At 69.3% G+C, this 11,371-nt stretch carries 10 protein-coding genes; 4 read left to right on the forward strand and 6 right to left on the reverse strand.

Annotation, left to right across the window (positions count from 1 at the left end; translation table 11 throughout):
- Position 1 precedes the first annotated feature (1 nt).
- Together tssB and Q9246_RS20545 are read right to left on the reverse strand one after the other, a co-directional pair.
- Complete coding sequence (tssB, locus tag Q9246_RS20540) at positions 2-505, reverse strand: type VI secretion system contractile sheath small subunit (RefSeq protein WP_306392616.1); 504 nt, start codon at positions 503-505, stop codon at positions 2-4.
- Positions 506-526: 21 nt separating this feature from the next.
- Positions 527-1,108: a hypothetical protein gene (locus tag Q9246_RS20545; RefSeq protein ID WP_306392617.1), complete on the reverse strand. Its 582-nt coding sequence runs from the start codon at positions 1,106-1,108 to the stop codon at positions 527-529.
- Positions 1,109-1,304: 196 nt separating this feature from the next.
- On the opposite strand from Q9246_RS20545, the gene tssJ reads away from it, so the two are divergent.
- From tssJ to icmH, 3 genes are read left to right on the forward strand one after another with little or no spacing between them, the layout of a single operon-like run.
- On the forward strand, positions 1,305-1,871 hold the full coding sequence (gene tssJ, locus Q9246_RS20550; RefSeq protein WP_306392618.1) for a type VI secretion system lipoprotein TssJ: 567 nt from the start codon (positions 1,305-1,307) through the stop codon (positions 1,869-1,871).
- A gap of 57 nt (positions 1,872-1,928) precedes the next feature.
- Entirely contained in the window at positions 1,929-3,287 is a 1,359-nt protein-coding gene (gene tssK / locus Q9246_RS20555) for a type VI secretion system baseplate subunit TssK (RefSeq protein WP_306392619.1), read from the forward strand.
- Positions 3,284-4,048, forward strand: a complete 765-nt coding sequence (gene icmH / locus Q9246_RS20560; protein ID WP_306392620.1) for a type IVB secretion system protein IcmH/DotU — start codon at positions 3,284-3,286, stop codon at positions 4,046-4,048. Before tssK ends, icmH begins: the two co-directional genes overlap by 4 nt.
- Positions 4,049-4,219: 171 nt before the next feature.
- On the opposite strand, the gene Q9246_RS20565 is transcribed toward icmH, so the two are convergent.
- The 4 genes from Q9246_RS20565 to Q9246_RS20580 form a co-directional block, all read right to left on the reverse strand.
- The gene (locus tag Q9246_RS20565; RefSeq protein WP_422802336.1) at positions 4,220-4,996 is read right to left on the reverse strand and encodes an OmpA family protein; all 777 of its coding nucleotides are present in this window, start codon (positions 4,994-4,996) and stop codon (positions 4,220-4,222) included.
- 1 nt (position 4,997) lies between these two features.
- Positions 4,998-5,948, reverse strand: a complete 951-nt coding sequence (gene tagF, locus Q9246_RS20570) for a type VI secretion system-associated protein TagF (RefSeq protein ID WP_306392622.1) — start codon at positions 5,946-5,948, stop codon at positions 4,998-5,000.
- Positions 5,945-9,703, reverse strand: a complete 3,759-nt coding sequence (tssM, locus tag Q9246_RS20575; RefSeq protein ID WP_306392624.1) for a type VI secretion system membrane subunit TssM — start codon at positions 9,701-9,703, stop codon at positions 5,945-5,947. The genes tagF and tssM overlap by 4 nt, the downstream gene beginning before the upstream one ends.
- Before the next feature lie 113 nt (positions 9,704-9,816).
- Positions 9,817-10,656 carry a M15 family metallopeptidase gene (locus Q9246_RS20580; protein ID WP_306392626.1) on the reverse strand — a complete coding sequence of 280 codons (840 nt, stop codon included), beginning with the start codon at positions 10,654-10,656 and terminating at the stop codon, positions 9,817-9,819.
- Between the two features lie 59 nt (positions 10,657-10,715).
- On the opposite strand from Q9246_RS20580, the gene Q9246_RS20585 reads away from it, so the two are divergent.
- Complete coding sequence (locus tag Q9246_RS20585; RefSeq protein ID WP_306392628.1) at positions 10,716-11,348, forward strand: hypothetical protein; 633 nt, start codon at positions 10,716-10,718, stop codon at positions 11,346-11,348.
- Positions 11,349-11,371 lie beyond the last annotated feature (23 nt).

The following is an 11,371-nucleotide window of genomic DNA, read 5'->3' on the forward strand; positions in this document are numbered from 1 at the left end:
CTCACTCCTCCTTGCCGTGCTTGCGCAGGCTGTCGAGTTTCTCGGTATTGCCCAGCACCTCGGTCAGGATGTCCTCGAGCTTGTCGTTGCCGGCCAGCTTGTTGCGCAGGTCGGCCAGCTTGGTGCGCGCGTCCAGCAGGCCGGCCAGCGGCGCCACCTGGCGCACCACCGACTCGGGCCGGAAATCGTCCATCTCGCGAAACTGCAGCTGCACCCCGAACTGGCCGCCTTCCGGCGACAGGTGGTTGTCGACCTTGAAGGTGGCCACTGGCGCCACCGCGCCGAGCACCTCGTCGAAGTTGCCGGCATCGACGTTGACGAACTTGCGGTCCTTGAGGCGCTTCTTCTCGGCCGCGGGATCGACGCCGAAGTCGCCGACCACGCCGACCACGAAGGGCAGCTCCTTGTTTTCGATCGCGTCGCCGATCTCGACGTCGTACGTCATCTGCACGCGCGGCGCGCGCACCTTCTGCAAGCGTTTTTGTACGCTTTCGCTCTTGGCCATGGCGGCTCCCGGATAGGTGGATTACTTCAGCACGTCGAAGGGACTGGCATTGCCGGCCGCCGGGCGCTGCGGCGCGGCGACGGCCGGCTGGGTCGGCGTGCGGCGGGTCGAAGCCGCGGGCTTGGCGGCCGGACGGTTCGTGACCAGCACTTCCTCGCCCAGGCTGGTGCGCAGCAGCTTGGCCAGGTCTTGCGCCTCGCTGCGCACCGACCCTTGCAGATTGTTCTTGCGGGTCAGGTCGGCCAGCGCCTTGCTGGCCACGCGCAGGCCGCTGACGGCCAGGATGCTGTAGGCCAGGGTGTCGTCGGGATCGCGCGCCAGCGCCTCTTGCGCGTTGCTGATGGCGTCGCCGTACTGGGTGGCGTCGAAGCGGATTTGCGCCATGCGCACCCAGGGTTTCTTGTCGACCGGATGCGCGGCGCTGGCGGCCTTGAGCAGTCCCAGGGCTTTCTCGCCCTGGCCGGCCGCGAGGGCGGCATCGGCTTCGGCATAGATATTCTCGGACACGGCGGCGCGCTTGGCGTTCGCGTCCGTGCCGTCGGTGGCGCACCCGGCCAGGGCGGCAACCCCGACCAGCAGGGGTAACAGGCGTTTGCGGATCATGCTCGGCTCTCCAGTGGGTGGACAAGCTCCCATTATTCGCATCGGGCTTGGCGAACAGTTGTGCACTGTCAATGAAAAGCGAGTTCAGCAACAGACCGTTGGATGTGGCTTGCGTTTGCGCCGTGTCAGCGCGCCCCGTCGCCGATGGGGTTCAATCCAACGCTGATGCGATAGAACAATTGTGAGGAGAACAGTGATGAGGATGTATTACCTGATCCCGGCGAGCGCGCTGGCGGCACTGCTGGCCGGCTGCGGCGGCGCCGCGCTGGCGCCGCTGGCCAGCGTCGCGCTGGAAGCGGCCGGCTTGCGCAAGCCGCCCGAACTGCCCGAATCGCAAAAGCCGCCGCGCAATGTGCCGCTCAAGCTGCACGCCGCCACGCGCCTGAACGTCGACGCGGGCGGCCAGCCGCTGGCCCTTGCCGTGCGGCTGTACAAGCTGCGCCAGAAGGATGCCTTCGAGGGCGCGCCCTATGCCGCCTTCCTCGATCCGCAACTGGAACGCGAGCGCCTGGGCGCCGACCTGGTCGAGGTGCGCGAGATCATGCTGGTGCCCGGCCAGCGCTACGAGGTGACCGAAAAAGTCGCGCGCGAGGCCGGCCACCTGGGCATCGTGGCGCTATTCCACACCCCGGCCGCCGGCCGCTGGCGCACCGCGGTCAGCAGCCTGGACGCTGAACGCGACGGCCTGAACATCGGCCTGCACGCCTGCGCGATGAGCGTCGGATCGTCCGCCGCCGCACTCGCCTCTGTGCGCTGTCAATAGCCGATTACAACTTTCCTGCAAGCTTGTCCTTTCTGAACAGCGAGGGAGGCGATTGTGATGCCATCGAAGGTCTTATGGGGCGAGGGATTGTTCCTGCGCCCCCAGCACTTCCAGCAGCAGGACCGCTACCACGAAGCGCGCCTGAACCAGACCGCCTGCGCCCTGCACCCGTATTGCTGGGGCGTGCGCAAGCTGGCGGTCGACCTCGACGCGCTGCGCAGCGACGTGCTGCGCATCGACGAGCTGTCGCTGCTGTTCCCCGATGGCGAAGTGGTGCGCGCACCTGGCGACGATCCGCTGCCGCCCCAGGTGCGCCTGGGCGACCTGCCGCCGGCGCTGCAGAGCGTCACCTACCACGCCGCACTGCCGGCCCTGCGCACCCACGGCGACAACTGCGCCACCGGCTTCGAGGGCCAGGAAGCGGTCGACGTGCGCTTCGGCCGCCATGAACGCGAGACCCAGGACCTGTACACCCAGGCCGCCGACGCCCCGGTGACCTATCTGCGCAAGGCGCTGCGCCTGGTGCCCGACAGCGAGCCGCTGGAAGCCTACGAGAGCTTTCCGCTGCTGCGCCTGCGACGCGTGGCCACCGGCGGCTTCGAGATCGATCCCGGCTTCATCCCGCCCAGCCTGTCGATCGACGCCGTGGGCAGTCCCGGCGCCGGCCTGCACGTCGGCCTGGCGCGGCTGATGGAAAAGCTGCTGGCCAAGGTCGGCGCGCTGTACGGCGACCTGCGCGAGCCGAGCCGCAACGTGGTCGAGATCCGCGGCGGCGACGTCTCGGCGTTCTGGCTGCTGCACACGGCCAGTGCCGGCTACGCGGCGCTGGCGCACTTCCTGCACCACCGCGAGCTGCACCCCGAGCGCCTGTACGGCGCCCTGCTGGCCCTGGCCGGCGGCCTGATGACCTATTCGCGCAGCTACCGGCTGGAAGACCTGCCCTCCTACGTCCACGCCGATCCCGGCCCGCAGTTCGCGCGCCTGGACGGCATCATCCGCGACCTCCTCGATACCGTGATCTCATCCCGCTACTTCACCATCGCCCTGCACAAGGACCGTCCGTCGTATTACCTGGGCGCCCTCGATTCGGGCCGCATCAATGCCCAGACGACGCTCTACCTGGCGGTGGCGGCCGACATGCCGGCGCTGCGCCTGGTCGAGGCGGTGCCGCTGCAGTTCAAGGTCGGCGCCCCGGAAGACGTCGACAAGTTCGTGCTGTCGGCGCTGCCCGGCGTGAAGCTGGCGCATGCGCCGCAGGTGCCGAGCGCCATTCCCGTGCGGCCCGACACGTATTATTTCGTGCTCGAGGGCCGCGGCCCGCTGTACGAGGCGATGCTCAAGGCCCAGGCGATCTCGGTGTATGTGCCGAACGGCCTGCGCGAACTGCGCCTCGAACTGATCGCGGTGTCGGCATGAGCGCCTTCGTCGAGCGCCGCGCCGCGCAAAAAGGCGACAAGGGCGAACCGGGCAGCCGCCGCCAGCGCCTGGTGGACATCATGTACGAAGGCTTCCACGCCCTGTTCCTGCTCACGAACGGCTGCGGCCCGCAGGACAAGGGTGCTTTCGCCGACAATATGACGGCCTTCCTGGCCGACGTCGACCGCAGCGCCAAGGCGCTCGGCATCGCCGCCGAGGACGTGACCGCCGCCAAGTACGCCTACTGCTCGGCGGTCGACGAGATCATCCTGCGCTCGTCGTACGAGGTGCGCGAGGCCTGGGAAACCCGGCCGCTGCAGCTGCGCGTGTTCGGCGACCAGCTCGCCGGCGAGCATTTCTTTCATCGGCTCGAAGACCTGCGCGCGAAGGGTGCGCAGCAGGTCGAGGCGCTCGAGGTGTTCCATATGTGCCTGCTGCTGGGCTTCCAGGGCCGCTATGCGCTGGACGGCAAGGACAAGCTGGACTACCTGGTGGCGCGCCTGGGCGACGAGATCGCGCGCATGCGCGGCCGCACGCGCGGCTTCGCGCCGCACGCCGAGCGGCCGGACCAGGTGGTCAACCGGCTGCGCAGCGATTTGTCGCTGTGGGTGCTGGCGGCGGTGTTCACGCTCGCAGGCATGGGCGCCTACCTGGGCTTTCGCACGGTGCTGGGCAATGAGTCGGAGTTCGCGCTGGCGCACTACAACGACCTGGTGAAACTGCCGCCGAAGGCGGCGCATGTGACCATCACCCTGCCCTAGCCACCGTCGTTACTGCCACTGGCAGTAACGACTCCCCGCGAAGACGGGGACCCAAGTTTGCTTGCGTGGCGCTAAACACATTCCTGCCACCCACGCTGACTTGGGTTCCCGCCTCCGCGGAAACGACGTTTCGAAGGTGCGGGACTACGTGCTGGCGCAGCTGACCGAGTATTACTGGATCACCTTGAACTCGATCCGCCGATTGCGCGCCTTGCCTTCCGGCGTGCGGTTGTCGGCCACCGGCCGGTCCGGGCCTTCGCCCGACACCGCGATCGACTCTTCCGCGATGCCCTGGCTGACCACATAGGCCTTGACCGCCTCGGCGCGCGCCTGGCTCAGCGACAGGTTGCCGGCGCGCGAGCCGGCGTTGTCGGTGTGGCCGATCACCTCGACCTTCACGCCGTTTAGCTGCTTCAGCGCCGCCGCCATCCCGTCCAGGACTTCGGTGCCGGCCGGCGTCAGGGTCGCCTTGCCCGATTCGAATTCGATGATGCGGTCGGCCAGCGCCGCGTCCAGCACGCCCTGCTGCGACACCGTCACGCGCAGGCCGTTGTTGACCGTATAGGTCGGGTTCAGGCTGGCCGCGATCGCGCCGGCGATCTGCTGGCGCTGGGCTTCGCTGGCGACGTCGCCGCGCAGGCTGACGTTGTTGCCCTCGACCTTCAGCTGGCCGCCCTTCACCAGGCGCAGGTTGGGGCCGATCAGGCTGCCCACGTAGGCGCTCCAGTTGGCCGGCGTCGACACGCTGCCGACCGATAGCTGGTCGACCACCCGTGGCGCACCGTACAGCGTGCGCAGGCGCTCGAGCAGCGCGGCCTTGGTGGCTTCGTCGGCCACCATGCCGCTGACCACGACCGGTGCATCGGCTGCGGCCGCAGCCGGGGTTTGCGCCGCTGGCGGCAGGGCCGCGGTGGCGCCGAAGAGCAGGATCAGGATGCGAGCTTTCACGTCAGGCTCCAATGAAGGTCTTCATGAACAGGTCGCGCGCCAGCGACAGCGGCAGGTCGGACTGGGCCAGGTGGCTCGAGAGCTGGCGCACATCGGCGTCGAATTGCAGCTGCTCGTCGATCCAGGCCGTATCCAGCAGCCGCACCTGCTGCTCGGCGCCGACCAGCGGGTCGATCACGGCGCGCAGCGTCTCGGCCAGCGCCGCGCAAAAGCCCACCACCAGCACCGGCCGTTCTTCCTGGCGCGTGATGAACAGCGCCAGGTCGAATTGCGCGCGGCGCAGGAAAGGCACGATCAGTTCGAGCCAGAAGCCGGCGACGGAAAAGCGCGCCGCGGCATTGCGCGGCAGCGGCAGCACCAGGCTTTTGTGCAGCTCGGCCGGCTGGCTGTGCATCACCGGCTGCAGCAGCAGGCCCAGCGCCAGCACCAGGCGGGCAACGCCGCAGCGCTCCAGCAAGGCGTCGAGCGAAGCGATCGTGCCGTGCTCCATCCAGCGCGCCAGCGCCGCCTCGTCCCCGAGCCCGATCGCGCTGTCGGCGATCGCCTGCAGGTAGGCCGCCGGATCGTCGTCGCCCAGCACCTTGGGGCAGATCTCTTCCAGGAATACCCACAGCGGCGCGAAGGCCAGCGGACAGCGGGCGACGAAGGCCGCCGGGTCGCCCACCGCCAGGGTGCGGGTGGCGAGGAAGGGAAAGCGCCGTCCCGACTGGTCATGGCTGGCCAGCAGGTGGCCAGCCACCGCGTGGTGGCGCGCCGGGCCGACCAGGGCGAAGCTCACCGGCGCCATGGCGTCGTAGTGGAAGCGCCAGCGCGCATCCGACGGCAGCAGCGTCATCACCTGCGCCAGCCAGGCGTCGAGCATGCCGATCGCGGCCGGATCGTGGGCCAGCTTGACGAAGTCGGCGCGCGCCGGCACCTTGCCGAAATAGCCGATGCGGTCGGCGCGCATCATTGCGCTCCCGCGCCGGCCAGCGCAGGCGGCGCTGGATCGTGACGGCCGACGATGGCCGGCGGCAGCCGCAGTCCCCGGAATCCCTGGGCCTGGCCCCCGCCGCCGCCATTCGACTGCGGGCTGCTGACGATCTTCAGGTCGACCGCCACCGACACATTGTGGGCGCTCCAGCGCAGCTCGAACACGCCGCCGTCCTTGCGCTTGCGCTGGGCCGCCTCGAACAGGCGCTGCAGGCCAAACTGGCCGGGCTGGTTGAACAGCTCCACCGTGCGGCCGTCGAAGGTCACCGCCGAGACCCGGGCCCCGGACACGCCCTGCGGCCCCGGATGGACCATATTGCTCCAGCTGGGGGGCGTGTTCCGGTAGCGCAGCTGCTGGCCGTCGATCTCGAGCGTGTATTCGAGCGTGCCGGGCGCGCTCAGGGGCAGCACCTGGAACACGGTCTGGGCCGCGCCGCTGGCGGCCACGCCATTGTTCGACAGCGGCGCCACCCAGCCCGGGAAGGCCGCCACCGCCTGCGGCGCCAGCGCGATGCCGATGTCGGCCCAGGTGCGCGCCGCCAGCACGTCGCCCCGACGCACCACCAGCGGGCCCATGGCCGTGTTGACGAACTTGGCCACCGCGCCCTCGGGGCCGAATACCTGGCCGATCTCGCCCGGCGTGGCCTCGACGCTTGACTCCTGGGTGAACGGGTACTTGGTGGCCAGGGTGCGCGTGAACGGCTCGACGACCTGGGCCTGCCAGGTCTTGTTGATTTCGGCCTCGGACGGCAGCACGATCATGGCGAAGGTCTGGGTCAGCGGACGAACCAGCAGCGGCCGCAAGGCCTGCTTCTGGCTGTCGCTCATCCCGGTCAGCATCTGCTCGTCGACGTAGCGCAGCGCGTCGGCCAGCTCGGAACCGCTGCCTTCCAGCGTCTGCTGCATGAACTGCTTGGCGCCGGGCCCCGGATCGCCCTGGTTCTTGAGCGCGTTCAGGCGCGTGCGCAGGCGCGACAGCGCGTCCATGTAGCCGCTCATCAGGGACGCTTCCTTCTCCTTTGCCCCGACCAGGCGCGCCACGCCGGCGAATTCGCGGCCGATCGGCCCCGCGCCCTGTTGTTGCTGGGCCAGCAGCTGGGCCGGGTCGACGGTATCGGCCAGGGTGCGCGCATCGGACGGCGCGCGCCGCAGGATCACCTGCTTGATCCACTCCATCACGCCGCGCTCGGTCTTGCCGGCGGGCAGGCGCAGGCCGCCCGGATTGTCCCAGGCTGTCTCTTCGTGAATGGTGCGCAGCAGCCTGGCGATCGGCGACGATTGCGGGTCGCCCAGGCGGTTCATGGCCTGCACGCTGGCATCGAAACCGCGCAGGTCGGCGATGGCCACGCCCTGCACGAACTTCAGCCACTCGCGCGCATACTCGGCCTTGTAAAGGTCGATCAGCGCCTTCTGGATCTGTTCAGGGCTGCCTTCCAGCGTCAGGTCGTCGCGCGCCGTGGTCTTGAGCACCCAGTCGACCGTGTTCAGTTCTTTATTGGAGGCGTCGCGGATCGCGCCCAGCACGAACTTGTCCCAAGCCGCGCGGGTGAAGGCGCCACTGACGGCGTGGCTGCCGGCCACCAGCGCCGCATCCTGCTCGCCGACGATGCGCGCCACCGTCACCGCCGGGAAGCGGGTAGCGGCGCGGGTCTTGATGTCGGCATACACGCGCTCGCGCGCCGGCGTGCCGCGCACCACGCGGCGCAGGTGTTCGCGCGTGGTGTCGAGCAGGCCCAGCTTGGTGGCGATCTGCGGCCAGGCCGGATCGTCGATATGGGCCAGGTGGAAGGTGATCAGGCGCTCGGCGCTGCGGATCATCTGCTCGCGCGGCATGCTGCCGCGGTTCGCCTCCAGCCAGCCGCGCCAGTAGCGGGTGAGCTGGTCGTTCAGGTGGCCCGGCTCGGCATACGACTTGGCGCCCAGCATCAGATAGGTCTTGAGCGCGTTGTAGGCATCGCCGACGTCGGTCGGCGAGGCATCCTGGTAGGGCTGGCCGAGCCGGGGCGCGGACGTGGATGCCGGCGCCGGGGCAGCAGCTTCGCCCGCCGCCGCGAGGGCGGCCGCGTTCTCGTTCACCTGCGCCAGCATCGTCTCGAGCGCCTGGGCCACCGGCTCGACCATCACCGCGCGCACGCCGGCGAAGTATTCGTCGCGCAGCTTGCGCGCCAATACGTCGCCCTGGTACAGGCCGAAGCCCAGCGCCCACGGCTTGTCCTCGGCATGGCGCTCGAGCTGCTCGATGCGGTCCTGCAGGATGTCGAGCGCCTCCAGGCGCGATTGCAGGTCGATGCGGCCGGCCTGCAGCTTCATCACCTTGTCGAGGTCGGACTGCACATTGGCGACCAGCTGGCGGTTGCCCATGTACGACCACGACCAGCCGCCCATCGCGCCCCCCAGCACGATGGTGGCGGCGAAGAAGGCGCCCAGTTTCCAGCGCGCCGCCGCCGGATTCGTGTAGCGCTTGACCAGGTCGCGGTCGGCGAAGATCACCTTGCGGAACAGCTCCAGCAAGAAGTACCCCGACTGGGTGGCAGCGGCCTCGCTAGCCGGCTCGCTGCCCTTCTTGTCTTGCAGCGCCAGGTCGAAGCGGCTGGCCACGCGCCGGCTCGACAGGTCTTGCACGCTGCCTTCCTGCAGCGCGCTGGTGAAATAAAAGCCGCGGAATACCGGCTTGAACTGGTAGGTGTTTTCCTCGAACAGCGTGGCCAGGAAGGCCCGCAGCGGCGTGCGGATCGCGGCGAATTCCAGCGGAAAGGTGAATACGCCGGAACGCAGCGCCGCGCTGCGGTTGGCGCCCATGCCGGCCAGGCTCATTTCCTTGAGGCCGTCGACCAGCTCGTCGAAGTGCTCGTCGAAGAAGGCCAGCACGTCCTGCGGCGCGCTGCGCCGGTTGTAGCGCAGGGTCGCGCCCCAGATGCGCTCGCGCTCGGCCGCTTCGCTGTCGTGGAAGAAGTCGAGGAAGCCGGCAACCAGGTCGGCCTTGGTGAAGACCACGTAGACCGGCGCATGCACGCCCAGCCGCTCGGTCAGTTCCTGGACCCGCGTGCGCAGGTTCTTGGCCAGCTCGTGCGAGGCGGTGGCCGGCCCGGCCACCAGCTCGGCCACGCTGACCGCGATCAGGATGCCGTTGATCGGCGCGCGCTGGCGGTATTTTTTCAGCAGGTCGAGGAAGCCGAACCACTCGTCGCGGTCGGCGTCCTGCACCGAATAGCGGCCGGCGGTGTCGAGCAGGATGCCATCCGTCGTGAAGAACCAGTCACAGTTGCGGGTGCCGCCCACGCCCTGCAAGGCCTTGTTGCCGGGGATCGGGAAGGTCAGCCCGGAATGCGCGATGGCGCTGCTCTTGCCGGCCGCCGGATTCCCGATGATCATGTACCACGGCAGCTCATACAGCGCCGCCGCGCCGCGCATCAGGCCCAGCTTGGAGCTCTTGATGGTGCCGACCGCCTCCAGCAGGTTCTTGCGCAGCACCGCGACGTCGTCCTTGCCGTTGTCGTCGGCCGCCCCGCCGCCGGCGATCGCGCCGGCCAGCTTGCGCGCCTTGCGCGCGCGCCAGGCACGCCGCAGCATCCACCAGATGCCCCAGCAGGCCAGCAGCGCCAGGCCACCGATCGCGGCCCAGACGATGCCGATGCCGAGCAGGCCGGCGCCGATAACCAGGATGGCCGCCAGCGCGGCAAGACCGATCGTGGCCAGCACGCGGCTGTCGGTCAGGAACTTCCACAGTCGTGACATGGCGCAGCCTCTGTAGTTGAAAAAATCTCACAGGAAATGGTCGCATGGGCCTAGGTGGCGCTGCTTGACTCTGCACAATGCAGCCCAGATCCGGAAAAATGCGCAACACGCCCTCAGCGCTGCATGACGCCGCGCATCCGCAATTCGATATGGCCCAGGTCCATCATCTTCCAGCGCCCACCCCAGGTCAGGCCCAGCGATTCGGCCACCTGGCCATACAGCTGGTAGCCGCGCATGGCCCAGGGATCTTTTTCGGTAATCACCAGCTTGCCGTCGCGCAGAAAGGCGCAATCGGCCGCCAGGCCGTACTGGTGCCAGCTCTGGAAGGCGCGCGCATTGGTGACGTGGCCGCCGGCGGCCGCCAGCTCGTCCTGGCGCGCCGGGCTGCGATAGCCCTCGAGCAAGGCCATCTCGTAGCCGTGCTGTTCCTTCATGATCTTGAACGCCAGCAGCAGGCGCTGGCTGAAGTCGGGATGCAGCAAGCCCCAGTTGCGGCTGGCCGTGACCAGCATCGGCCGCACCAGTTCGACCTCGGCCGTGGTGAACACGCTCGGCGGCAGGGCCACCGGCGGCACCAGTTGCTCGCCGGCCAGCAGCGCCGCCACCTGCGCGTCAGGGAGGGCGGCATTGCCCTCGTACACCGGCAGCATGGCCGGATTGCTCAGGGCCAGCGCCAGCAGCGACGGGATCAGCACCGCCGGCGCGCCGATCGCCAGCAGCACCCGGTGCCGGCGCACCCCCTGCAGCACCCGCTCGCGCAGCGACAGCGTCACGCCGTCGTACACGGCGCCGGCGGCGCGCGCGCCGGCATGGCGCAAGCCGCCCGCGCGCCCCGCCAGGCCGCGCACGATGTGCATGCCGCGCGCCACCAGCGAGCGTCCACTTGGAAAAAGAACAAGCCAGGCCAGGCCGGATGCGAGACAAACGTACAGAAGGGCGATAAAGATCAGCATCGGTTTCCCCAGGATTGTTTCTAATCAGAACAGCAGAAGCCAATCTTAGGAGTAATGTCGTGCGTCCATCAGACGAAAATCAAGACAACCGCATGCATGCCCATATGCGCCCCAACCTGATGTCGTCGCCACGCCGCGGCGGCCGTGAAGACAGCATTCTCGCCAGGCTCGAGCGCGAACCGGCCCGGCGTGCCGGCGCCAGCCAGGGTATGCGCCTGGCCTGGTACGGGGCGGCGTCCGTGGTGGCGATGGGATTGACGGCAACCCTGGCCTGGCTGGCGGCCGGGACCGGGCCGGCGCCGCTCGAGATGGCCGTTCCTGACGCCCCGGCTCCGGTCGCGAGCGCACCGCCCGCGCCGGTCGAGACGGCCGTGATCGTCGACGCGGCGCCGGTTCCTCCGCTGCGCCTGCTGGAACCCGCCCCCGCCGCGCCCGCGCCAGTCCTGGCGGCGCCCCCGGTCGTGGCCAGAACCGCCTCGCCACGCATCGCGGCGCAGGCCCGGCCCCGTGCCCAGGCCACGCGACCGGCGCCGCGCCAGGCCGCGCGTCCGGCCCGGACGGTCAATCCGGCCCGCGCCGGCGAGGCCCAGGACGATAGCGACGTCGCCCTGATCTCGGCCGTGATCTACCACGCGAACGGCCACGCCGCCCCTGCGGAAGACGAGGCGCCGGCGGTACCGCCAGCCCGCTAGCCCATCGTGGCCGGAACGCGCTA

The sequence above is a fragment of the Telluria beijingensis genome, from assembly GCF_030770395.1.
GTDB lineage: Bacteria > Pseudomonadota > Gammaproteobacteria > Burkholderiales > Burkholderiaceae_D > Telluria > Telluria beijingensis.

Excerpts from the sequence above, each read along its gene's own strand:
- Q9246_RS20580 (WP_306392626.1), bottom strand. The coding sequence starts at position 10,656 with ATGCTGATCTTTATCGCCCTTCTGTACGTTTGTCTCGCATCCGGCCTG.
- tssB (WP_306392616.1), bottom strand. The coding sequence starts at position 505 with ATGGCCAAGAGCGAAAGCGTACAAAAACGCTTGCAGAAGGTGCGCGCG.
- Q9246_RS20545 (WP_306392617.1), bottom strand. The coding sequence starts at position 1,108 with ATGATCCGCAAACGCCTGTTACCCCTGCTGGTCGGGGTTGCCGCCCTG.
- tssJ (WP_306392618.1), top strand. The coding sequence starts at position 1,305 with ATGAGGATGTATTACCTGATCCCGGCGAGCGCGCTGGCGGCACTGCTG.
- tssM (WP_306392624.1), bottom strand. The coding sequence starts at position 9,703 with ATGTCACGACTGTGGAAGTTCCTGACCGACAGCCGCGTGCTGGCCACG.
- tssK (WP_306392619.1), top strand. The coding sequence starts at position 1,929 with ATGCCATCGAAGGTCTTATGGGGCGAGGGATTGTTCCTGCGCCCCCAG.
- tagF (WP_306392622.1), bottom strand. The coding sequence starts at position 5,948 with ATGATGCGCGCCGACCGCATCGGCTATTTCGGCAAGGTGCCGGCGCGC.
- icmH (WP_306392620.1), top strand. The coding sequence starts at position 3,284 with ATGAGCGCCTTCGTCGAGCGCCGCGCCGCGCAAAAAGGCGACAAGGGC.